Here is a 23,245-nt window from a genome sequence, read left to right on the forward strand (position 1 = left end):
GGGATCAAGTGTTTCGGTCATCGTCGATCCTTCCCGCCAAGCTCAGCTCGGCGTGTTGAATCAAGGACCGGATCCACCGTTATTCAGACAGTCCCCTCATACCGTCTAGGGCTGCGGCGCAGTGGTGTGCCGGGCCTACGTGTGTGAGGTTCGGGTGTAGTTGTGGGCTGCTCGTCGTGGACGGCATCACGAACCTGGCTGTAGTGCCTTGGTCAGGATGATCGTCGTTGCCGAGTTATCGGGTGCGTCGGCGGCTGTGGAGGGAAACTGTTCGAGAACGACGTCGTCGACCAGCCTGTGGAGGACGAACCAATGGAACGAGGTGGTGCTGGTGTCGATCGGTGCCGTCGTCGCGGCGAGAATTACTCGCAGGTGCTCGTTATCGATGTCGAACGTGCAGGTGAGGAAGCTGGAGGGTAGGGCATGGTCCAGGAGAATGCCGGCGGCTTCGTCGATCGCGAGAACTAGGTCGGTCAGTGAGACGGAAAGCGGTGCACCCTATGCTGGTTTCCCGCCGATGATCTGGGGGATGTCACGTCGGCGGGACGGCTCAATCCTGTACCCCGAGTTTTCCCGAGTTCGTTTGCTTTACTTCAGGCACTCGAAGACGAGTGGTCGCCGGAGCAGATTGTCGGGCATCTGAGACTGCATCACAGCGGTGACGAGGAGTTGGCGATCAGCCACGAGACGATCTACCGCTCGATCTACACTACTCGGTGGGATGTGATTCCGCAGTAGCTGTGCAAGCGCCTACGAACATGGCGGCTGATCCGAAAGAATGAGCGGCACTGTTAAAGGGCAATGGAGGTCGCAGGTCATCGATGCGCGCTCGATCGAGGATCGACCCGCCGATGCCGAGGATCGCAGCGTGACTGGACACATGGAAGGTGATCTGGTGATCGGTTCGAAGAACAGTCAGGTTGCGACATGGTAGATCGCAGGGACCGCTACTTGACGATCGTGCAGACACCCAGTCGGCATACCACCTCGGTGGTGCCCGTACTGGTGCGGGAATACGGGCGAATGGATTCGGCATTGTGTCGGAGTTTAACCTGGGATCGGGGGATGGAATTGGCCGATCACGAGCTGCTCAGTGCAGCAACGGGTATCGAGATTTTCTTTGCAGCGCCGCGTAGTCCTTGGCAGCGCGGGACGAATGAGAACACCAATAAGCTTTTACGCCAGTGTCTTACGAAAGGAATGTATCTCGGGGATCTGAGCCAGTCGGACCTCGATGCCATCGCGGCCAGGCTCAACAACCGGCCACGGAAGTGCCTCGGGTTCCGAGCGCCCGCGGAGTTTGTGGCGGAAGAGGCTGTTGCGTTGGCAGGTTGAATTTAAGGACGCTTTTCAGGAATGCGATGTCTCCTGTTCGGAGACCTGCTTGCGCAGCCTGGCCAGTTCTGTCCGTTCCGCGGCAGTGAGCGGTTGTTATCCGACTGTAGCGGCGTCGTCGATGCGTCGTCGTTCGTCGGCGACCTACTGTCCGAGCAGGTTCTTGCTTAATCCGAGGTCGTGGGCGACTTCGGCGATGGTGTGGCCGGAATCGATCACCCTGTGGCGGCTTCGACCGTGTATCGGTCGTAAACGATTTGCGCTTGCGGGACATGAGGACCTCCTCCCAGCGGAACCTTCGGTCCCGCCAGCTCGGTATCCACCATCCGGGGTGAACCCACGAGCATTTCAGCGCGGCTGAATCGCTCCGGCATTTCCGGAGCAGGACGGCATATTCGAACTCAGACACGCTGTCTGGCGTGGTGTCGATAGCCGTGGTTCGTGATTCCCGACCACGGTGTGGTGTCCCGGTGATCTACTGGTTCGCCGGGACGGGTGGTAGTCACAGGAGTAGGTGGAAGATGTCGAAGGCGACTGTCCATTGGGCTGTGCCGGGGTTCTTGCGGTCCGGTTCGATCGTGGCGAAGGTTTGCGCCAGCGCTACGCTCAACCCTCCTGCGATCAGCGGCAGTCGTTGCTCTGTCTCCTCGGAGAGGGCCACGTCCAAGGGCGGGCGGGCGGTCAGTTGATCGAGCAGCGGTTGTAGTTCGATCTCCTCGTCGAGTTTTTCGAACCGGTGGATGCTCTCTTGTAATCCTTTGGTGATCGGCAGGTCCCACGGTTCGATCACGTCGCGCAAGTTTGCTTTCGCGGAGGCTTTCCCGATCAGGATCAGGTCGTAGATCTTGTCGTCGATGAAATCGGTATAGCGCTTGAGATCGTTCCGGTCGACCTGCAGTCCGGCCGCTGCCCTGAAGAACCGCTGGAATTTCACGGTGCCCATTACTGGCATGTCGTCAGCTCCTTTCGAAGTATTCATGGATTTGGCGTACGGCCATCGCTCCTTCGCCGACGGCGGATGCCACTCGTTTCACCGAACCTCGGCGGATGTCGCCCGCCGCGAACAGGCCGGGCAGGCTGGTTTCGAGCGTCCTGGACAGGCCGCCGTTGATTGGCAGGCTGCCGTCTGCTCGTGCGTGGATCGCGTCCACACCGGTGAGGACGAAGCCGTGGTCGTCGAGTGCGATCGCGTCGGCAAGCCACCCTGTGTGCGGTACTGCCCCGATGAAGACGAACAGGGCGCGCACCCGAATCGTGTCCTGGTCGCCGGTATGATTGTCCTCGACCGCAATTGCTTCGAGGTATTTCTCGCCGTGGACCGCACGAATCTCGGTGTGCCGGTGCACGGTGACCCGCGGATGGTGTTCGATCTGGTCGACCAGGTATCGGGACATGCTCTTCCCGAGGTCATCGCCGCGGATGAGCAGGTGCACCTGTGAGACATGCTCGGCGAGGAAGACGGCGGCCTGGCCGGCGGAGTTGCCGCCACCGACGATGGCTATCGGGTCGGTGCCGCATATCCGTGCTTCCTGATGCGTTGCGGCGTAGTACACGCTTGTTCCTTCCAGCGCCTCGATCCCCTGAACGGCCAACTTGCGGTACCGCGCTCCGGCGGCGAGCACAACGGCCCGGGCGTGCACCGACCCGCCGTCCGCCAGTCGGAGCACATGGTTCCCGGCCTCGGATCGAGCGCGGGGCTGACCATGCGACACGGGCCGCACCACGTCGCCCACAGATCGACGAGCACAGGCACCGAGGATTTTTCGGCGACCTCCGCGAAGTCACCGTCTCCTGCCGCGGCGATCCAGGGCAGCGGCTCGTGGCAGTTCCCGCAGCGAGGTTTTCCTTCCCCTGCTGCCGGGATGTTGTTGGTCTTGCCGCAGTGCGGGCACTTCACCTTGTCGGATCCCATGACGACACCTCTTCTCAGGCCGCCGCGACGGCGGGTTCGGCATACGCGACGGCAAGCTCGCCGCCGTCCACCGTGACACTGATGGTGCCACCCGGTTTGATTTCACCCCGCAACAGTGCACGGCCGATCTTGGTTTCGACCTCGTGGGCGATGTACCGGCGCAGCGGCCGCGCACCGTAGACAGGGTCGAAACCGTGTTCGGCGATCAGCCGGCGTGCCTCCGGCGTGATATCCAGGTGTATCTGGCGCTCCGACAACCTGTTCCGAAGATCGGCGAGCTGCAGTTCCACTATGTACTCGATCTGGGGCAGCGTGAGCGGGGAGAACAACACGATGTCGTCGACCCGGTTGAGGAATTCGGGGCGGAAATGCCCGCGCAGTTCCGCCAGCACCCGCTCCCGGGCGTCCGGCTTGATTTCGCCGTCGGCTGTGACCCCCTCGAGGAGATGCTGGGATCCGATGTTGGAGGTCATGATGATCACCGTGTTCCGGAAATCGACTTGCCTCCCTTGAGAATCGGTGATCCGGCCGTCGTCGAGCACCTGCAGCAGGGTATTGAAGACGTCGGCGTGGGCCTTCTCGATCTCGTCGAAGAGCACCACGGAGTACGGCTTACGCCGCACCGCCTCGGTGAGCTGGCCACCTTCGTCGTACCCGACGTACCCGGGAGGTGCACCGATGAGCCGACTCACCGTGTGCCGTTCCTGGTACTCGCTCATATCGAGGCGCACCATGTTGTCTTCACTGTCGAATAGGGCGCTGGCCAGCGTCTTTGCAAGCTCGGTCTTTCCCACGCCCGTCGGGCCCAGGAAAATGAACGAACCGATCGGCCGGCGCGGATCACGGATACCGGACCTCGCCCGGATCACCGCGTCCGCGACCAGTTGCACCGCCTCGTCCTGACCGACGACCCTCTCGTGGAGAATCTCGTCGAGCTTCAACAACTTCTCCCGCTCACCTTCCTGCAGCCGGGCGACCGGGATACCCGTCCATGCGGCCACGATCTCTGCGATCTCGTCTTCGGTGACCACTTCACGCAGCAACGGATTCCGGCCCTGCCTGGTAGCCAGTTGCTCCTCCGCCGCCTCGAGCCGGCGCTCCAGCGCGGTGATCTCGCCGTACCGCAACTCGGCGGCCCGATTGAGGTCGTAGTTGCGTTCCGCCTCCTCGGCCTCGTGGCGCAATCGTTCCAGCTCTCCCCGCAGCTCCTGCACCCGCCGGATCGCCTGCCGCTCCGCCTCCCATTGAGCGTGCCGGGCGTCGGCCTCGGCCCGCAGGTCGGCCAGCTCCTTGCGCAATTCTTCGAGGCGCGCCTTGCTGGCCGCGTCCGTTTCCTTGGACAGTGCGGCCTCTTCGATCTCCAGACGGGTCACCTTCCGGGTGAGCTCGTCGAGTTCGGCAGGCATCGAATCGATTTCGGTGCGGAGCCGAGCGCATGCCTCGTCTACGAGATCGATCGCCTTGTCCGGAAGGAAGCGGTCGGTGATGTACCGGTGCGAGAGGGTCACGGCGGCCACCAATGCACCGTCTTGAATTTTCACGCCATGGAACACCTCGAGGCGTTCTCGAAGTCCGCGCAGAATCGAGATCGCATCCTCGGCACTGGGCTCGTCGACGAGAACGGTCTGGAATCGACGCTCCAGTGCCGCATCGGATTCGATGTGCTTGCGATACTCGTCGAGAGTGGTGGCACCGATCATGTGCAGTTCGCCGCGTGCGAGCATCGGTTTGAGCATGTTGCCGGCGTCGAGAGACCCCTCGCCGCCGACCGAGCCCGCTCCGACCACGGTATGCAACTCGTCGACGAACAACAGGATGCGCCCCTCGGCAGCCTTCACCTCGGACAGCACGGCCTGCAGTCGCTCCTCGAACTCGCCGCGGTACTTCGCACCGGCCACCAGTGAACCCATGTCGAGCGAGAAGATCGTTTTGTCGCGTAGGCCCTCGGGCACGTCGCCGCGGACGATCCGCTGGGCGAGACCCTCGACAATCGCAGTCTTACCTACACCGGGGTCGCCGATCAGCACCGGGTTGTTCTTCGTTTTCCGGCTCAAGATCTGAGTTACCCTGCGTATCTCGGCATCCCGGCCGATGACCGGATCGAGTTTGCCTGCCTGTCCCTCGGAGACGAGGTCGCGCCCGTACTTCTCCAATGCCTCGTACGCCCCCTCCGGGGTCGCCGACGTGACACGCTGATTGCCGCGCACCTTCGTCAGCGCTGTGAGGAAGGCGTCTCGTGTGACCCCGTGACTGGCGAGGACCCGACCGGCCGCGCTGGCCGATCCTTCCTCGGAGAGGGCCATCACGAGATGCTCCACCGACACGTAGGAATCCTTGAGTCGCTTCGCCTCCCGCTCTGCGGCGTCGAGCAGCTTGGCCAGGCGCTGGGTGATCGTCACCTGACCGGGTGTCGCGCCGGGGCCGCTGACCTTCGGCCTACGCGACAGTTCACGATCCAGATCGGATCGAAGTGCTTCGACATTCGCGCCGGCCTGTTCGAGCAGTCGGGGCACCAACCCATCCTGCTGATCGACCAATGCGAGCAGCAGGTGCTCTCCGTCGACTTCGGTGTGGCCCATTCTGGTCGCAACATTCTGGGCTTCCTGCAAGGCTTCTCGTGACTTTTCGGTCAAGCTGCCGGTGTCCATGAGGATGTCCTCCTTCTGCGGGCAGCTGTTTCGAGTCTTTCGATTCGATCCAGCAGATCGAGCACGAGCCCGATTGCCGAGTAGTTCAGGCCCAGGCCGGTCCGCAGCCGTTGGATGCGGGCGGCGTGGGTCACTTCGGATGGGTCGAACGACATCTCTCCGCCGGCGTAGCGGTGGGCGTCGAGCAGTCCGAGAGTCACGAGTTTTCGTGCCAGATCCGGGTGCAGGCCAGTACGTTCGGCGAAGGCGTCCGGCGACAATCCGGTACGGCGAACCAATACGTACTGAGTGATCGGGGTCGGGGTGCTCATGTCTCTTTCCTCGGATCGAAGTTCGATTCGGCGCCCAACTGCTCGAACAGCTCGCGTTCACGTGCTGTCGGTTTCGACGGAACCATCACCTTGATTTCGGCGTAGAGGTTGCCGTTGGCACCGCGCGGATTCGGCATTCCCTCTCCGCGCAGGCGCAGCTTCCTACCAGTCGAAGAGCCAGGCACCACTTTGACTTTCGCCTCTCCGCCCGGTGTGGGAACGACGACTGTCGACCCGAGAACCGCCTCCCATGGCGATACGGGCAGATCGACGTAGATGTCCCGACCCTGCACGCGGAACCGTGAATGCGGTTTGATCCGCACCACGAGGTACAGATCCCCAGGCGGCGCGTCACCGTTGCCCCGGCCTCCTTGCCCGGCCAACCGGATTCGCTGGCCGTCCAGGACACCGGCCGGAATGTCGACGTCATACTGCCGTCCGTCCAGTCTGAGAGTGCGTTTTCCGCCCCGATACGCCTCTTCCAGAGCCAGTTCCAGTTCCGCCTCCTGATCGGCGCCGGGAATCGGTCCGAACCCACCGCCTCCGCCGAACATCTGCCCGAAGAGGTCTTCGAAGTCGACGCCGCCCTCGCCACCGACACCGTGACCGAAGTGCACCCTTCTGCCCCCGCCCCCACCGCCGTACCCGCCGCCGCCGAACCCGCCGCCGTACCCACCGGCGCTTGCCCGCACCCGTTCGTCGTAATCCTCGGGTACATGCCGGAAGTCGTCACCGAATCGGTCATAGCGTTTCCGGGTGTCCGTGTCGGACAACACCTGATAGGCCTCATTGACCTCCTTGAACCTGTCCTCCGCAGTGGGATCCTTGTTCACATCGGGGTGGTACTTGCGGGCCAGCTTGCGGTACGCCTGCTGAATTTCGTCGGTGCCGGCGCCCCGCGGGACCCCGAGTACTTCGTAGTAGTCACGGGCCATCGGTGCTCACCCCTCTGGGCGGCTGACGACCACCGCGGCGGGCCGCAACTGTCGCCCGTCCTCTCCATAACCCGGGCGCAAGACCTCGACCACGGTCCCGGACGGAAGGTCGGGTCGGGTTACCACACTGACCACTTCATGGAGCTCCGGGGAGAACGGCACACCGACCTCGTCGTGGCGCTCGAAGCCGAACCGTGAGAGCACCTGTACCGCCTGATCCCGGATCGCCTTCACACCCTCGACGACGGCCTGCGGATCGCTGCCCGCATGGGCCAGCGCAAGCTCCAAGTTGTCCAGTACCGGCAGCCACGCCGCCGAAACCTTCGCTACTTCCGCGGCGCGTTCACGGTCCAGATCTTTGGCGTATCGCTTGCGCAGGTTGTCCAGATCTGCGACGGCCCTGCGCCAACGGTCCTCGAGTTGAGCCAACTCGGCCCCCGTGTCGGTGCGATCAGGCGCCGTCTCGGTCTGATCCCCGTCGGTACCGTCGGTAGCCGGCTCGGTCGTCGAATGATCTGCAGACCTTTCCATCGTGTGCCTCAGCTTCGATCGAATTCGGCGTCGATCACGTCGTCGTCATCCGACGACGCAGCATCAGCGCCGCCTGCTTGGCCGTCGTCCGACTGGTCCGGCACAAGTCCGTAGAGCAGCTGTTGCAGCTCCGAGGTGAGTGGCTGAACCTCCGCGGGTGAAGCACCGTCTTTGACCGCCTTCCTGGCGTCGGCGATCAGCATCTCGGCCCGCGCCTTCTCATGCGGCGGGGCACTGTCACCGAGTTCGGCGAGTCGCCGTTCCACTTGATAGGCAACCGAATCGAGCGCGTTGCGTGCGTCGACCGCCTTGCGCAGCGCCTCGTCCTCACCCCGGTTCCGTTCGGCCTCTGCCAGCATGCGCTCGACGTCACTCTGGTCCAGGTTGCCCTGTTCACTGATCGTGATGCTCTGTTCCTTGCCGGTGTCCTTGTCGCGGGCGGTGACGTTCAGGATGCCGTTGGCGTCGATATCGAAAGTGACTTCGACTTGGGCCTCGCCACGTGGCGCGGGGCGGATGTCTTCCAGCCGGAACCGGCCGAGCACCCGGTTGTCGGCCGCACGTTCGCGTTCGCCCTGCAGCACCACGACGTCCACGGCGGACTGATTGTCTTCCGCCGTGGAGAACACTTCGCTGCGCCGTGCCGGGATCGTCGTGTTGCGCTCGATGATCTTGGTCATCACCCCGCCCTGCGTCTCGACGCCGAGGGACAGCGGGGTGACATCGAGCAACAGCACATCGGAGACCTCGCCTTTGAGCACGCCCGCCTGGACTGCGGCACCGAGCGCCACGACCTCGTCCGGGTTGACGCCCATGTGGGGGTCCTTGCCGCCGGTGAGCCGGCGAACCAGCGCCTGCACCGCAGGAATACGTGTCGAACCACCGACCAGGATCACCTCGTCGATGTCGTTGGCGGTGACCTTGGCGTCACTCATCGCCTGCTTCACGGGGTCGAGGCAGCGTTCCACCAGATCGGCAGTCAAATCATCGAACTTCGATCGCATGATCGTGGTGGTGAGATGTTTGGGACCGTTCGCGTCAGCGGTAACGAAAGGCAGGTTTACCTGGGCCTGGGTCACCGAGGACAACTCGACCTTGGCTTTCTCCGCGGCCTCGAAGAGGCGCTGCAATGCCTGCGCATCCTTGCGCAGATCGATGTTCTCCGCGCGCTGGAATTCGTCGGCGAGGTAGTCCACCAGGCGTCGGTCGAAGTCGTCGCCGCCGAGGTGGGAGTCGCCGGCCGTGGAACGAACCTCGACCACTCCCTCGCCGACATCGAGCAGGCTCACATCGAAGGTTCCGCCGCCGAGGTCGAAGACCAGTACGGTTTCGTGGGTCTGTTTGTCCATGCCGTACGCGAGTGCCGCAGCGGTCGGTTCGTTGATGATCCGCAGAACCTCGAGGCCCGCGATCCGGCCGGCGTCCTTGGTGGCGTTTCGTTGCGCGTCGTTGAAGTAGGCAGGAACAGTGATGACCGCTTCCTTCACCTTCTCACCGAGGAACTTGCTCGCGTCGTCGACGAGCTTGCGCAGCACGAGGGCACTGATCTCCTCCGGTGCGTATTTCTTGCCGCGCACGTCGAAGCGGGCCTCACCGTTGTCACCCGGCACGACGTCGAAGCTGACCGCTTTGGCTTCCTCGGAGATCTCGTCGTAGTGACGTCCGATGAAGCGTTTCGCCGAGTAGATCGTGCCCTTCGGATTCAAGATCGCCTGCCGTCGGGCAAGCTGACCCACCAGGCGCTCGCCGCTCTCGGTGAACGCCACCACCGACGGCGTCGTCCGCGCTCCCTCGACATTGGAGATCACCACCGGCTCGCCGCCTTGCCAGCTTGCGATGACCGAGTTGGTGGTGCCCAGGTCTATACCCACAGCAGTCGCCATGACTCATTCCTTTCGATCGGTCCGGCCGGTGAGCAAGCGGACGGCTTCGTCCGCGACCTCGACATCGGCGAGGACTTCGTAGTGACGTGGTTGTAATGACTGGATTGAGGTGAAGTCGCGCCGGCCGCCCTGCAGCGCATACATGAGCAGGCCGAGCAGAGCGCCCACAACGGCACCGAATACCAACCCGTAGAAGGCGAGCGCGAGGCCCGTGAGCAGCGGCTGAACCCAATCGAGTAACCCGAAGATCCAGCCGAACAGCGCACCCGTCAGCGCGCCCGCGGCGGCGCCGCGCAGAGCGGCCCAGCCGTAGTTCAATCGGCCGACGATCTGCTCGACCAGCTCGATGTCGCGACCGACGATGGCCAGTTTGTCTACCGTGAAATGCTGGTCGGAGAGGTAGTCGACGGCGCTCTCGGCGTCGGCATAGGTGTCGAATGTCGCAATCACCTGGCGAGCAGGTGGGTGTGGACTTACGGCGGAGGTTCCGCCACTGGACTCTGACATCACGCCCCCTCGGCGTCGATGGACTGGGGTTTCGGAGTAGAACTCCCGCTACCAAGACCCTAGCAGCCGAAAGAAATGGGTGAGAGTCTTCACCCTCACGTAGAGGATCAGGACCCAGCGGCTGTTCCTAATCGCTTGGTGCAGAAGAAAACCAGTGACGAATCCTCTTCTTCCAGCTGTCGGATCAGCTCGTACAGTGAAGTCACTAAAGTCCGATTCCTGCGGTTGGGCCGTTCGTGAGCTCAACCGGTTGACTGCCCGACCGGACGCCGAACCGGTAGGCGCAGGCTCGGCTGCACAGTACGGCATGCGAATCGGGCCGAAACAGGCATATCGGTCTTGAAAATAAAAGTAGTACAACAATATACGACTCGTCGCCGCAGCAGCTGAGGCACGCGCACCGCAATCGTCGATGTAGATTTCTATGAGCATGTGACGCGGGTCGGGAGTCGCGGACCACGGGAGGAGACAGGGGTATGTTGATCTGGTGGGCCCACTCGCAGTAGGTGCATGTAGGAGACCGATGTCGTACGGAACCGGTCGCTGATGCGCGTTCCGTCGACCGTACGTTCCTCGATCTGGGTGCCGCTGGTCGCGATCGCGGTCCCCCTCCTCGCGGGATGCGGCGCCTCGGCTCCCACCACCTCGACGCCCCCAGCCGGGCCTGCCGTGGACCTGCCGGCACTGGTCCGGCAGGTGGAGGCCTCGGTCGTCACGGTGCTTACCGGGTCCGGTGTGGGCAGCGGCATCGTCTACAAGACCGACGGCACCATCGTCACCAACGCCCACGTGGTCGAGGGTGCCCGGCAGGTGAGTGTGGCCTTCGCGGACGGGCAACAGGTGTCCGCGAACGTGCGGGCCGTCGATCGCGTGACCGACGTCGCGGTCCTTCACGCGGACCGCACCGATCTGACTGCGGCGACGTTCGAGACAGCGTTGCCAGAGGTCGGCGCGCTCGCCGTAGTCGTGGGCAGTCCGCTGGGGTTCGAGGCCACGGTCACCTCGGGCATCATCTCCGGATTGCACCGTCAGATCCCCGGGTCGGCCTCCACCGGGGCGCCGCTGGTCGACCTGATTCAGACCGACGCCGCGATCTCGCCGGGTAACTCCGGGGGTGCGCTGATCGACGGACAAGGGCGGGTCGTGGGGATGAGCCAGGCCTACATTCCCCCGTCGGCGGGTGCGGTGGCTCTGGGTTTCGCCATCCCCGCGGCGGATGTCGTCGACGTCGCAGATCAACTGCTGGCCTCGGGAACTGCCCAGCATGCGTACGTCGGCATTCAGCCCGGCACGCTGACACCGCAGATCGCCGAACAATTGGCGGTCGACCGCACCGACGGTGTCGTCGTCCTCGAGGTCGTCCCGCTCGGTCCGGCTGCGACCGCGGGTATCCGGCCGGGCGATGTCATCACCGCGGTCAACGGCCACGACATCGAGTCGGCGGAGGACTTCATCGCGGCGCTCCGTGCCGTCGACCCGGGCGATCGAGTGGATTTGACCGTGCTCCGCGGCGGCAAGATCCAGCAGATCTCGGTCACAGTGACAGACCGCCCCGCCAGCTGAACGACTATTCCAAGAACGACCAAAACGGGGCGGGCGGGATCTGTGTTGCGGGCGGTCCGGCCCGCAGCGTTGCGGGTATCGCAGGCGTTGAGCAGCATTACCGTCCGCGTGTCCTTGGGACACAAACTTGGGAATACCAACTTCAACTTCGGGTCAGCCACGAACTGGGTGGACTGTCCTGTGCTCATCGGATTTGCTGACGCTCCTGATGGGCGCCGAGGGTGACGAGGGCCTCGATGCCGACTTTGTCGGCGGCGAGGTCGCAGAAGGCCTCGAATCGGGTCGTCGCGGCCGTCCTGTCGTATCGGGAGGTGGGATCGTCGATGTCGGTGGCCTCGGCCAGCGCGGTCAGATACCGCTGGGCCGTGCACAGGTCGTCGTTGGCCTCGATTACGGTGGCGTCGCGCAAGTCGTGCCGGCAGAACGGACGCACCTTCCGATCGGCGCTCTCGCGCGGACACCGTTGGGGGCAGTGCCATGGCGGGCCGTGGCTGCCGAGCCAGGTGGTGTCGGAGAATGGCACCTGCCCGCAACCGGGACACCGGGTCTGCAACCGCAGTCGGTGCCGCAGGCAGATCGGAAGCAACGGGTGCGCCCATTGCCTCTGCCAGATGCAGTCCGGCTCGGCGAGACACCGTGGACAAAACCGGGACCCGCTGAAGTGGTGCCGGATCCCGCGGCGGTGCGCGAGGTAGCGGCCGAGCGAGGCCTCGGCCGGCCAACCACACAATGCCGGCGACAAGGCCCGCGGCGCGAGGCCGAGGCACCAGGTGATCTCCCGCGAGCACTCGGCGACCTGGTCCAGTACACGGTCGACGGTGGCGGGCCGGGAAGTGAAGCCGAACTCCCGCAACAACTGCGCCGGAGACAGCTGGTACCGGGAGGCGAAATGCAGCAGCCATCCGGGGATGGCCTCGCCGGGGCGGATCGGGACGGTGATCGGCCAGCGGTCGATGTCGTAACCGCCGGGAATCGGCCTCAGTCGCGCCGCCGGGGGCGCGGTGGAAGGTGTGGGGTCAGGCCGTGCGGGCGGCGGATTCGCCGGCATTGTCGATGGTGGTCGCGGCGATCAACTCCGGGGTGATCGTCTCGGTGCCGGAGGCGATCGCCAGGTAGCAGACGCGGTCGATGAGGTTGGTCAGCGACGCTATCCGGCCCTGGGTGCGCCGGTGCAACACCTTCGCCTGCTCGACGAGCATCCCCTCGTGGGCGTCGGCCAACTTGATGTGCCCCTCCAACGTGCGGAGCAGGCTGATCCAACTCCGCAGCCCCGGATCGGTATCGACCGCGAACGGGGCGACCGGGCAGCGGGTGGCACGGCGGCTGGTCTGCGCGTAGGCGGCCTGTTCCCCGAGCTGCCCTTCATCGAAGAACCGCTTCTCGGCGAGCTGAACTCCGACGTAGACGAACGTCGCCGCCATCTCGTTGGCCAGACCCTTGAGGTGGTTGGACACCTCGATGCCGTTGCGATGCTTGAAGTCCACGAAGTGCAGGTCGTCGAGCACGACCAACCGGGTTTCGCAGCTGGTGACACAGTCGACGGCCAACGCACCCAGCTTGGAGGTCGACGCCCGGTCGACGGCGGGGTGGCCGTAGAACCGCAGGATCTGCTGGTTCAGACCCTTCAACGTGATGCCGGCGCTGAGCGGGACGAACGCCACCGGCAACCGCTGATGCCCACCTAAGGTGACCGGGCCCTCCCGGCGGTAGGCGCGGCGGTGGAAGTCGCGGGCGTACCGGGTGGCGATGGTCGTCTTCCCCAAACCGGGTTCGGCGTCGATCACCACCGACCCGCGCAGCTTGTCCCCGTCCCGCCGCCCGGAGGCCAGGACCTGATCGATCACCGAGTACGCGGCGGTCAGCTGGCTGGTCTTGATCGTCGGCAGGTTCGCGTTCCACACCATCCGGGCCTCGTTGTAGTCCTCCCGTTCCTCACCGCTGAGCCGGGTCTTTTCGGTGCGGGTGAGGACGTCGAACGACTCGCGCGGTGCGGAGTGCACGAACGCATCCCATCCCTTCTTGCGGGAGAGTTGGTAGCGGGCGGTGCCGTTGTCCGCCAACCATCGTGCCCATCGGTTCACTCGTCGAACACCCCGAATACCTCCTCGTCCGGCCGCTGCGCGTAGTACTGCTCGAACACGTCCAGGTCGTCGGGAAGCTCGACCGGGCTCGTCGAGCGTTGGGCGAGGTGCTCGAGCAGATCGATGACCCCGGGCAGCGACGCGTCCTCCCGCACGGATTCGCCGTCCGGCGCGGCACCGGACGTCCGTTCGCCGTCGAGGGTGGGCCGCTGCGCGCTGAGCCGCCGGGCCAGGCTGCGGTCGCGGCGGGTCTCGACTTCCTCCCGGCTCCACGCGAGCAGCAGGTCCTGCACGGCGCGGTGCGGATCGAGGTGGCGGTGCTCGCGGATGCTGACGCGTTTGGCGTAGTCGACGGCATCGGCGCTGAACGGCTGGTTCAGGCACGCCCCGTGTTCCCACACCAGTTGGTGCCAGGCGTTGGTGTCCGGATCTTGGAAGTAGGCGTGCCGGACGTCGTGGGAGTCGACGAAGATCGGCCACTTACCGGCGTGCACACCGCCGTACGGGGACCGGGTGCCGCGATACAGGTTCAGCCCGGCACCGTCGTAGCGCAGCCCGTCGACCTCCACCCCGTAGTGGTGGATCATCCGCCACCGCACATCGAGGAACTCGTACGCCAAGTCCGGGCTGCTCGGTAACAGCAGGCACCCGAATTTCGCGACCCCGATCTCGAACATCTCGGCCGGGCAGAACTCGGCCCGCGGGATCTCCGGCACACACAACCCGTCGTGCTGGGTGCGGTGATACACCGACCCGACCCACTCGCGGATGATCTGCTCGAGTTCGCTGACGTAGTAGAACGCCTTGTCCTCGACGTCTTTTCCGCGGGAGTACACATCCGGGCCCTTGTAGGCGGGCAGGTGCTGGAGCACGGATTCGCGTAGCGTGCGGAAAAATCTCTCGACCGTGGGCTTGTCGGTCGGCTTGTGCGGGATCGCCGGCTGGACCGTGATCCCGAGCCGCGCGCAGACCCCGATCACGTGATCGGACAGGTACTGCTTGCCGTGATCGACCACGATCGCCTCCGGTAAACAGGCAGGGAGGTCGCCGACCCGCTGCTGGGAGACGCCGTCGGGTTCCTCGGTGCCGACGAGCAGATTCCGCGGAACCCCGTGATACGGCCACCCGCCGTCGTCCCGCTGGCGGTCTGGGGTGATGCATTGGTAGAGCACGTTCGCGACGTCCTGCGCTTTCGTCGACACCGGGGTCAACCGCAGTCCGAGCACGCAGCGGGTGAACAGGTCCATAGCCACCGTCAACTCCACCCCGACCCAGCGCATCGTGATCGGCTCCATCGCAAACACATCCAGCGGCGTGGTGTCGAGCACCACGTACTCGCCGGGCCGGGTGGCACGGAGCCGACCGAACACACCGGTCGGACGATCGGCCACCGACCGCCGTCCCTTTGCACTGCCGAACGCATGCCGTCCCTTCGCCAGCACCTTCAGACGCCGGTAAGCAGTGGCTTTACTGGGCAGCGGCACCGTTCCCGGGCCGAAGCTTGCCTCCAACTTGCGGACAACCGCGTCGATGACAACTCCCATGGTCGGCGTGGATGCCTCGACATAGTCGTCCAGCACCTGAAGACGCGTCGCGTCCCACCGCGGGTCCACGCCGACTGCATATCGGCTGCGAATGCGGGTGTCGGCCAACCCGGCGACCCCCGATGCCCGGAAGCCCGCGATCCAGCGGTAGAGCGTGCGCACCGAGACATCCAGTTCCTTCGCCTTGGCCGCTAGCACCGACTCCAGGTTGGTCCCGTCATCGTTGACCGCGGCGAGCGCGCTGCGCACGTGCCCGGCTCGGACGTCGAGCTTGTGGCGCTGCGACGTCGTCAGCGACGACAGCACCACCGCTGTGGGATCGAAGGAGTCGTCCTTATGGGCCATTGCCACAGCGTGGGCAGTGATTTCGGTGACCGCGACCCTTTGCAACGACGGCCCTGACCGGAGCGTCACCTCAAGACCATGGAGGGCGACGACCTCCCACGAGGCGCCCCCGAACCAGACCCGAATCCCAGGACGGAGATCGAGGATTTCTGTCATAAAGTCGTCCTCTCACCAGGTCAAGACCGTTTGCCCGGACAGCGGTACCGTAAGATCCGCCGTCCACGACCTGAACCATAACTTCGCCAGCACAGCGATGCGGCCCCGCTGCGTGTCTGCGGCCGCGACCACCTCGTCGATCGTCATTCCGGTCACGGCGACCGCCTCGATGCACGCCACGGTCGTGGTATCTATCGAGCCCGTTCTGCGCGCGGCGCCAATGGTCCGGATATTCGCCAGCACCACCGGGTCCGCGCCTGTCCACACCTCGTACGACCAACCCCGCGAGGCGCACACCCGCCCAGTCCAGGCGAATACCTGCGCCGCCTCCTCGCGGCGGGCGAACTCTTCCGGTTTGACGTCCACGACCGTGAACCCACCATCAGCATGTTCGAGAAGCATGTCGGGAACGTGCCTACGTGTGCTCGTCCCGTCCGAGCCGCACATCCACATCGGTTGCGCCGCCATCCGGATTACCCCCGGAGCGAAGTCGGCCAACCACAGCCGATCGAGCTCCAACCGGCTCTCGTAGAGCACGTGGTCACGATTGGTCGCTGACCAGAACCAGCCCGCGTAATGCCTCCGTCGAGGATGACTTCGCACTCGTCGAACCGGCAAACCGCGCACTATTCGTAGCGGATCCGCGGCGGCGACCGTCGTCGCGACAGGACCACCGTTGCCCTGCACGTACCTGACCTCGACCTCACCGCTTCGCGGCACCTACATAGCTTCACTCGTGCTGACACGAAAATGAGAAACCAACACGCCGCTGACAGACAACTGACACGAAATTGAGAAACTGACACCGATCGCGAGAACCTACACTTGAACTCGGCCGGCGGACGGGAACGATTCGACGCCGCCATCACCGACATCGCCAGGATGCTTTCCACCGGAAACCACCACACCAGCAGAAAGCGGACATCGATGAACGAGACACCCTCGTCGAACAGTTCATTATCAGAGCCCACTCGACCAGGCACTGCTGCAATGGACCTGTTCGAGGGCGCCGGCCCTGGCAGCGAACTCGCTGTCTCCGTCGAGCCGGAAGGCATTCTCGTTGCCGGGGACCCGGAGGTCGTAGCCGGCTACCTCGCGCGCCTGACCGATCTCGCCGGCGAGGCACTCGATGTTTCCGGCGTCAGCACAACCTCGATGGCCAATGTCGCCGCCGCTGCCGTCGGAGCGAAATCTATTGCCGCCCAGGCCGGTCAGTTCGTGCGACTGTCACCGGACAGCGTCCAGGCATTGAAGACGTACAAAGCGTTGCCGGGTGACAGCGGGTTCTTCCGAATGACCGTCGTCGACCAAGCAGGGAAGTTCCGCCAGCAACTGCAATGGCAGAAAGTATCCCTCGGCCCCACCCAAGCACTGTCCTTCCAACTCATCGCGGTGCAGGTCGCCCTCTCGGTGGCCATCGCGTCGGTGAACGAATCGATCGCCCGCGTCGACGGTAAAGTCGAACAACTCCTCGCCCTCGCCCAAGCGTCCCGAGTCGGTGACGTGGTCGGTCATTTCACAACCTTGGATCGGCTCGTCACCACCCTCGACGAACACGGAACACTGCCGACCGCAGACTGGGAATCTGTTGCCGGACTCCGGCCCACCCTGAATGTGACCATCGAACGCCTCCGAGAACACGTCAAACGCACCTTGGCCGGGTTCGATGCCACTCGCCCGGTCCAGGATCGCGCCGACTATCTCCGCCGAGCAATCGAAGAGAACCGGCTCGGCGAATCCCTGCACCTGTTGGTGGTCGGTGAGCAGTCGCTCTATCTGTGGCAGCGGTTGCGGATCGCGCGCGTGCAGGCCACCGAGCCGCAGCATCTGCAGGTGGTGCTCGACGACGCACGCACAGTGCTGGCAGAGCATTTCGAACGCGACGGCGAACTGTTGCTGCACGCGCGGTCGGAACTGTCGAACTTTGCAAAAATGCACCGACTCGACGGATTCCGGTGGGGCGCCGCCCACAATCTCAAACACGACATCGTCAAACTCAAGAACGACCTCGACGACTTCGCGCAGGCACGTGGCAGCCAGGTCATGGGATGGACCGACCACGAGAGTCCCAGCGTCGTCGACGCCCTGGCGGAAGTCGGCAGTCGGGCAGCGTCCGCAGGCAGTGCTGTCGCCGGCGCGGCCGGCAAAGCGATCGGTGCCGGTGTCTCAGGAGTCGGATCCGGGCTCGGGTGGGTGGGCCGCGGGATCGGAAACCTCGTGGGCTCGGGAAACCAACACGCAGACAAAGTCGAGATACCGACACCTACAACGGAACATCGTCTCGCGGGTGCAGCCACCGCAACCGCACAACCTGACGAGGCGAATCCGAACTCGTGCGACGGCGACGATTCGACATCCGAATCCTCCATGCTCACACACCAACCCGATCGAATCATGCCGTCTTCCGCCCCGATCGCGTACGACGACGACATCTTGCAGCTCATGCTCTTCGGCCATCTACAGGTCGGCGACCAGCTGACGTATCACGATACCGGCCGCGGGCTCACCTACATCGCAACGATCACGCGGGACGGGGCCCTCGACGTCGACGGGAAACGCTACGGGCCACCCTCGGCGCCGTTGACGGACATCATGGGCCGGCAACGGCACGGTTGGAGGGACTGGCAACTGGCCGATGGGCGGCAACTTCGACAGCTGCGGCGACAAGCGTACGCAGAAATGCGCCGCTGACACCCGTCCTAGCTCTGCCACCACACGCCGACCCGTCCACAGGATGAAGCGATCACAAATGACAATGAAAAAATCCTGGCTAGCAGCGCCGATCCTGCTTCTCGCGCTCAGTGCATGCAGCGACCAGGGCACATCCACCGAACCTGCCTCGTCTGAGGGAGCAACTGCAACCGCCACGACACCGAGCTCCTCAGGGACACTCACACCGGTCTCCAGTACCACGATTGTGGAACCCACGACGGAAACCATCGTCGAACCGCCCACAGCGGAGGCAACATTCATCGACACGCCCACGCCGGCGGTGACCAAGCACATCGACTACTGCACCTCGCCCGGCCCGAACACCGCGTTCACGGACGGAACATACGGTTGGACGGACGAATGCGCCGGCCCCGCAGCGATCAACCGGGTCAGCGAAATCACCGCCAACGGAGGATCCTGCGACGGAACCACGTGCACCAACTCACTAGGAATGACCTTCCCCGACCCTCGGGCCGAAGCCGGAATGACCGATGCACCGCCAACAGCTGGCACTCCTCGGACCACGACAAGCACCCCGACAGTAACGAATCCGCCGAACCATCCCCAGGTCCTGTGGTCGAATTGCCTGCAGCAAGGCAACACCCCGGAACAATGCCGGGAAATACTCGACAACTGATTCTCACGCCCAGCGAAAGCCCGGCCAGTCCTGAGCACGTCGGAGCTGCAATTCCGGGGCGGTCTCGACACTCTCACCCGACTTTGATCCACACATTCACTGAGTAGGTCCTGTGGTTTGACTGTATGTTTTTCCGCATCAGCACTCGAGTACCGTCCGACACTGATGGAGACGATATTCGACGTAGGTTCTGCACACGGGTTCTCGACGGAACGAAGAGAAACCCGCTGCGGAGACCCGAATCGGATACTCACTGCATCCTCGGCCACTATCACCTGGGCCACTCGGTACGAGGAAAACACACCGCACACCTTTGGGTGACCCACCCTGCTGGTCGTCAGTACCAGCTGGGTGGGTCGAGTGTGCCCAACTCTGGGGGGCCGGGCACACGATCGGGAGCGGCTCGCCTGCAGTCGTGTGACATCTCGGCGAACCCCTATCCATCGCCGCCTCGAACGGAGATGGTGCGGAAGGGAAATGTAGCGCACACGATTTCACTGACCTGTAACCACCCGGCGTGTTTCGGCGGCCATTTCGTTCTTGCGATGTGAGGCGGATCTAAGCTCACCTCGACAACCACGGCCTCAACCTCACGGGAGCAGCGATGAGTCCTCGGCCCACCTGGCTCCACACCCGATCCACCGAATTCCGGGCCGCCCTCCTCGATCTCGGGCTCACGATCACCGACACCGAAGCCCGGAATATCCTCGACGACAAAGTCTCCGAATACGCGACCTTGATGAGAGTCACCCGCCAGACCACGCAGCGCGATTTCACCGACGAACGCCTCCTCGCATTCGCGCAGTCCCTCGCTGTGTCACTCTCCGACGAAGCCCCCCGGCGCCGACCTGATCGGATTCGAGCGCAGCATCTCCATGCCCGTCGCCGCCGTCGGCCTGACCACCGCGGCGCTGGCCGAAGCCTTGAAAGTCGCACACATCAACCTCGACGACAAAGAAGCTGTCGCCGGCCTGTCCCTGCTCTCGACTCTCGGCATGATCACCGCCGACGCGAACCACTCCGTCGTCCCGACCCCACGCCCGCTGCTCCTGCGCATCGCCCGCTACCTCGACGGCGCCGCAGCATCCATCACCGACGGGGCGAACCTTCCCGACGGACTCGACGACACCCACCGACAGCAATTCGCGGACATCCTCGCCCAGGACGCCGACGGAATCCGGGCCCTCGCCAACAACGAAGACGGCGACACCCCGCGACTGTGGCGCACCCCCAACCCACGCTGACCGCCGACGCAGCGAAAACACAGTCGATGCGCTGAAACCTGCCGGACGGCTCGCCCGCCGATAGACCAGGGGTGGCTACCGGCGGAGCGTTCGCCATACCCGTTGGGGACCGGGTGATGCCGCCCCCGAAAATTTACGTGCCACCCACCCCCGTTACCAGTCTTCGCACAGTTACAGCTACTTGAGCATTGAACTACCGAGGAGTACCTCGCCGCCTGCAGGTGAACCGTACCGAGCTAGTTCCTCGCATCCAGGGGTGCGCCGTCACTTACCTCCCACGTACCGAGCGCCCAGCAATGACGCAGTAACATCACACTGTGGTGCGCTGCTTTCCGCCTCGGTTCCAGCGCACCACCCGTTGCCACCGCGCAGGCAGTCGCCCCTTTCACTCGGCCTGCATGATCCACACGTGCAGGAGCCACGCATGGCCTCCCCTGACGACCGTCTGACCGCCAAACTCGAACAACTCCCCATCAGCGACGACGCCCCCATGTGCTCACTCCTGCGCACCACCCTGCTCAAACACGCTCAACACGGCAGCGACATCACCGAGCCCACCGTGCTCGGACTGCTCGCCATCACCGGCGCCCTCGAAGAACGACTCACCCGACTCGAAGCCACGATCCAGCCCTCCCCCACACCATGACGGCACCACCGCCTCGCATCGACCGACGAAAGCGCGTCCGAAAATTCCTCGGAGCGAGGTCAGAAATTGCCGTTATCCTCGGCTGCATCCTCTTCGCCCTCGTCATCGTCTGGTGGGCAGCCTGAAAAAAACTTCTCTGTCGAAAAGACAAGGTCTGTGGGTTATTCGACATAGATTGTCGACACCAGTTCTCGACACCGCTCCCTCAGTACGAACTGGGGTGTGAATCGCGGATTTAGGTGGCACGCCTTTTACGGTGATAGCTGTCGCGGGCGCTGTGCCGACCCGCGGCTCCCAAACGATCATTTTCGGCAGGGGGACAGGGTATGTCCTCGTTCGTTCCTAGCGTCGTCGTCGTGGCGTGGTCCATCTGAGCCAGCACGCGATGGAAGGAACTTTGTATGAGTGCAGAAGTACAGCCGTTTCGAATTGACATCCCCGAGAGCTCTGTCGAGGAGCTAAAACGCCGGTTGAGCGAGACCCGGTTTCCGCCGCCGCTGCCTGGTGATGACTGGTCGACAGGAGTGCCGGTCAGCTATCTGCGACGGTTGGTCGCGTACTGGGTTGACGAGTTCGATTGGGCGGAGCAGCAAGCGTCGCTGAACATGCTTCCGCAGTTCACGACTGTGATCGAGGGGCAGACGATCCACTTTGTCCACGTCCGATCGAAGGTTTCGGGCGCGCTGCCGCTGGTGCTCACTCACGGATGGCCGGGGTCGTTCGTTGAGTTCGTGGACCTCATCGGCCCCCTCACTGATCCGGAAGCGCACGGAAGGGCGGCGGCGGATGCGTTCGATGTGGTCATTCCGTCGCTGCCGGGATTCGGATTTTCGAGCCCGGTGGTTGAGGGCGGTTGGGACGCGGCTCGAATCGGGCGGACGTGGGCAACACTGATGGAACGTCTCGGCTACGACCGATACGGGGTACAGGGTGGTGACATCGGTGCTGCCGTCTCTCCCGAGGTCGCGCGAGTGGCACCGTCTCATGTGGTCGGCGTCCACGTTAATGGTTCGATGGGAATGCCGTTGCAGGCTCCCAGCGAAGCAGATCTTGCGTCGTTCACTCCGTTGGAGCTTGACCGTCTGGGGCGGGTTCAGGCGTTCATGCAGGAGGAGTATGGCTACATCGCGATCCAGTCCACTCGACCTCAGACTCTCGCCGCGGGGCTCGTGGATTCTCCCGCTGGCCAGCTTGCGTGGATCATCGATAAGTTCCAGAAGTGGACCGTTCCGCACGAGGAGCTTCCCGAAACGATCATCCCCCTCGATCGAATCCTGACCGACGTCTCCCTGTACTGGTTTACCGAGACCGCGGGCACAGCTGCCTACATCGGGTACGCGCAGCACTCAGCGTGGGGAGCAACTAAGGAGCCCTCCGGTGTTCCCACCGGGGTCATCATGTTCGCTCACGACGTCGGTATTCGCCGCTACGCCGAACTGGAGAACACCATCACTCGGTGGACTGATGTGACCGACCGTGGCGGGCACTTCGCCGCCCTCGAAGAACCGCAGCTCCTTATCGCAGACCTGACGGAGTTCTTCCGGCCTCTCTGCTGACCAGAGTGGGCCGGTCGTGCGATGGCCGGCCCACTCTGGTTAACCTGGCTGCGCTGCGCGAGCAGCTTGCTGCGCTACGTGGACGAACGCGGTCCGTAGCTCGTTGGGTTCTAGCACCTCGATGTCGGCTTGTAGGAGCAGGAGCCATCTGGCGATGGACTCGTAGCTCTCGGCTCCCGCGTGCACGATCGTGGTCCGAGTTGTCTCCTGTTCGATAGCTCCCCATGCCGGCGCAACCCAGCGCTGCACCGTATCCACTGTTGCGTGCACGCGGACGGTGGCGGTCACCTGCTGCCACCCCGCGCTGAGCTGCCGAGTCACCCATTCATCGACGCTCGGGCCGGGAAACGTATGCGATCGGATCGGCATCTGGCTGACGGCGACGTCGGAGATGCGATCGACACGGTACGTCTGCCAATCGTCGGTGTCGACGTCGAAGGCGACGAGGTACCACCGCCGCACTGTGTTGACCATCGCAAGGGGATCAACCCGTCGGTCCTTCGTCGCTCCGTTTCGCTGCGAGTGCTTGAACTCCACTCGACGGCCGAGCAGACATGCTCTTGCCAGCTCACCGAGAACCCCGATGTTGACGACCGGGGAGTCTATTGGTTCGAGACCGTCCACTGGCGCATCGATCGTGACTTTCGCTACCGCATCGATGACCCACCGCACATGAGTGGGCAGTGATGCGAGGAGCTT

At 64.0% G+C, this 23,245-nt stretch carries 20 protein-coding genes and 1 pseudogene; 7 read left to right on the forward strand and 14 right to left on the reverse strand.

Annotated elements, in window-relative coordinates; genetic code table 11:
* The first annotated feature begins 927 nt into the window (after positions 1-927).
* On the forward strand, positions 928-1,335 hold the full coding sequence (locus ABTX60_RS38430) for an IS30 family transposase (protein ID WP_050794007.1): 408 nt from the start codon (positions 928-930) through the stop codon (positions 1,333-1,335).
* 502 nt (positions 1,336-1,837) lie between these two features.
* Here the strand turns inward: ABTX60_RS38430 and ABTX60_RS38435 are convergent.
* From ABTX60_RS38435 to ABTX60_RS38475, 9 genes and pseudogenes are all read right to left on the reverse strand, one after another.
* A complete protein-coding gene (locus ABTX60_RS38435) occupies positions 1,838-2,287 on the reverse strand; it encodes a DUF1931 family protein (protein WP_350834955.1) in 450 nt (149 codons plus the stop codon).
* Positions 2,288-2,291: 4 nt separating this feature from the next.
* Entirely contained in the window at positions 2,292-3,068 is a 777-nt protein-coding gene (locus ABTX60_RS38440; RefSeq protein WP_352101572.1) for an NAD(P)/FAD-dependent oxidoreductase, read from the reverse strand.
* Positions 3,020-3,247: pseudogene (locus ABTX60_RS38445) on the reverse strand (thioredoxin domain-containing protein); the annotation flags it as partial. The gene ABTX60_RS38440 and the pseudogene ABTX60_RS38445, both read right to left, overlap by 49 nt.
* A gap of 14 nt (positions 3,248-3,261) precedes the next feature.
* Complete coding sequence (clpB, locus tag ABTX60_RS38450; protein WP_352101573.1) at positions 3,262-5,895, reverse strand: ATP-dependent chaperone ClpB; 2,634 nt, start codon at positions 5,893-5,895, stop codon at positions 3,262-3,264.
* Positions 5,877-6,206 (reverse strand): chaperone modulator CbpM, encoded by a 330-nt coding sequence (locus ABTX60_RS38455; RefSeq protein WP_352101574.1) that lies wholly within the window; start codon positions 6,204-6,206, stop codon positions 5,877-5,879. The genes clpB and ABTX60_RS38455 overlap by 19 nt, the downstream gene beginning before the upstream one ends.
* Complete coding sequence (locus ABTX60_RS38460) at positions 6,203-7,141, reverse strand: DnaJ C-terminal domain-containing protein (RefSeq protein WP_352101575.1); 939 nt, start codon at positions 7,139-7,141, stop codon at positions 6,203-6,205. Before ABTX60_RS38460 ends, ABTX60_RS38455 begins: the two co-directional genes overlap by 4 nt.
* Positions 7,142-7,147: 6 nt before the next feature.
* Positions 7,148-7,672, reverse strand: coding sequence for a nucleotide exchange factor GrpE (locus ABTX60_RS38465; RefSeq protein WP_003942659.1), 525 nt, complete (start codon positions 7,670-7,672; stop codon positions 7,148-7,150).
* Positions 7,673-7,680: 8 nt separating this feature from the next.
* Entirely contained in the window at positions 7,681-9,555 is a 1,875-nt protein-coding gene (gene dnaK, locus ABTX60_RS38470) for a molecular chaperone DnaK (RefSeq protein WP_350834964.1), read from the reverse strand.
* Between the two features lie 3 nt (positions 9,556-9,558).
* Positions 9,559-10,005 carry a general stress protein gene (locus tag ABTX60_RS38475; RefSeq protein ID WP_006551058.1) on the reverse strand — a complete coding sequence of 149 codons (447 nt, stop codon included), beginning with the start codon at positions 10,003-10,005 and terminating at the stop codon, positions 9,559-9,561.
* 726 nt (positions 10,006-10,731) lie between these two features.
* Here ABTX60_RS38475 and ABTX60_RS38480 point away from each other — a divergent pair.
* Complete coding sequence (locus tag ABTX60_RS38480) at positions 10,732-11,625, forward strand: S1C family serine protease (protein ID WP_351954359.1); 894 nt, start codon at positions 10,732-10,734, stop codon at positions 11,623-11,625.
* Between the two features lie 184 nt (positions 11,626-11,809).
* Here ABTX60_RS38480 and ABTX60_RS38485 read toward each other — a convergent pair whose 3' ends face one another.
* The 4 genes from ABTX60_RS38485 to ABTX60_RS38500 are packed head-to-tail and all read right to left on the reverse strand — an operon-like array spanning position 11,810 to position 16,471.
* On the reverse strand, positions 11,810-12,673 hold the full coding sequence (locus ABTX60_RS38485; protein ID WP_003942649.1) for a TniQ family protein: 864 nt from the start codon (positions 12,671-12,673) through the stop codon (positions 11,810-11,812).
* Positions 12,642-13,706, reverse strand: coding sequence for an ATP-binding protein (locus ABTX60_RS38490; RefSeq protein WP_003942663.1), 1,065 nt, complete (start codon positions 13,704-13,706; stop codon positions 12,642-12,644). The genes ABTX60_RS38485 and ABTX60_RS38490 overlap by 32 nt, the downstream gene beginning before the upstream one ends.
* Positions 13,703-15,751: a TnsB C-terminal domain-containing protein gene (locus tag ABTX60_RS38495; protein ID WP_178377389.1), complete on the reverse strand. Its 2,049-nt coding sequence runs from the start codon at positions 15,749-15,751 to the stop codon at positions 13,703-13,705. Before ABTX60_RS38495 ends, ABTX60_RS38490 begins: the two co-directional genes overlap by 4 nt.
* A 12-nt stretch (positions 15,752-15,763) precedes the next feature.
* The gene (locus tag ABTX60_RS38500) at positions 15,764-16,471 is read right to left on the reverse strand and encodes a TnsA-like heteromeric transposase endonuclease subunit (RefSeq protein WP_003942661.1); all 708 of its coding nucleotides are present in this window, start codon (positions 16,469-16,471) and stop codon (positions 15,764-15,766) included.
* A 270-nt stretch (positions 16,472-16,741) separates the two neighbouring features.
* Between ABTX60_RS38500 and ABTX60_RS38505 the strand changes: the two genes are divergently transcribed.
* The 5 genes from ABTX60_RS38505 to ABTX60_RS38525 all read left to right on the forward strand — a co-directional run bounded on the left by ABTX60_RS38505 (position 16,742) and on the right by ABTX60_RS38525 (position 22,546).
* Positions 16,742-18,442 carry a restriction system modified-DNA reader domain-containing protein gene (locus tag ABTX60_RS38505; RefSeq protein ID WP_352030450.1) on the forward strand — a complete coding sequence of 567 codons (1,701 nt, stop codon included), beginning with the start codon at positions 16,742-16,744 and terminating at the stop codon, positions 18,440-18,442.
* A gap of 226 nt (positions 18,443-18,668) precedes the next feature.
* The gene (locus ABTX60_RS38510; protein WP_099699025.1) at positions 18,669-19,100 is read left to right on the forward strand and encodes a hypothetical protein; all 432 of its coding nucleotides are present in this window, start codon (positions 18,669-18,671) and stop codon (positions 19,098-19,100) included.
* A gap of 875 nt (positions 19,101-19,975) precedes the next feature.
* On the forward strand, positions 19,976-20,344 hold the full coding sequence (locus ABTX60_RS38515; protein WP_352101576.1) for a hypothetical protein: 369 nt from the start codon (positions 19,976-19,978) through the stop codon (positions 20,342-20,344).
* Positions 20,345-20,768: 424 nt separating this feature from the next.
* The gene (locus ABTX60_RS38520) at positions 20,769-20,990 is read left to right on the forward strand and encodes a hypothetical protein (protein WP_352101577.1); all 222 of its coding nucleotides are present in this window, start codon (positions 20,769-20,771) and stop codon (positions 20,988-20,990) included.
* A 401-nt stretch (positions 20,991-21,391) separates the two neighbouring features.
* Positions 21,392-22,546 carry an epoxide hydrolase family protein gene (locus ABTX60_RS38525; protein ID WP_030537351.1) on the forward strand — a complete coding sequence of 385 codons (1,155 nt, stop codon included), beginning with the start codon at positions 21,392-21,394 and terminating at the stop codon, positions 22,544-22,546.
* Positions 22,547-22,585: 39 nt separating this feature from the next.
* Here the strand turns inward: ABTX60_RS38525 and ABTX60_RS38530 are convergent, their stop codons facing one another.
* Positions 22,586-23,170: a WYL domain-containing protein gene (locus ABTX60_RS38530; protein ID WP_196248302.1), complete on the reverse strand. Its 585-nt coding sequence runs from the start codon at positions 23,168-23,170 to the stop codon at positions 22,586-22,588.
* Positions 23,171-23,245 lie beyond the last annotated feature (75 nt).

Origin of the sequence: Streptomyces sp. NPDC126510 (genome assembly GCF_040302345.1) — a bacterium.
GTDB lineage: Bacteria > Actinomycetota > Actinomycetes > Streptomycetales > Streptomycetaceae > Streptomyces.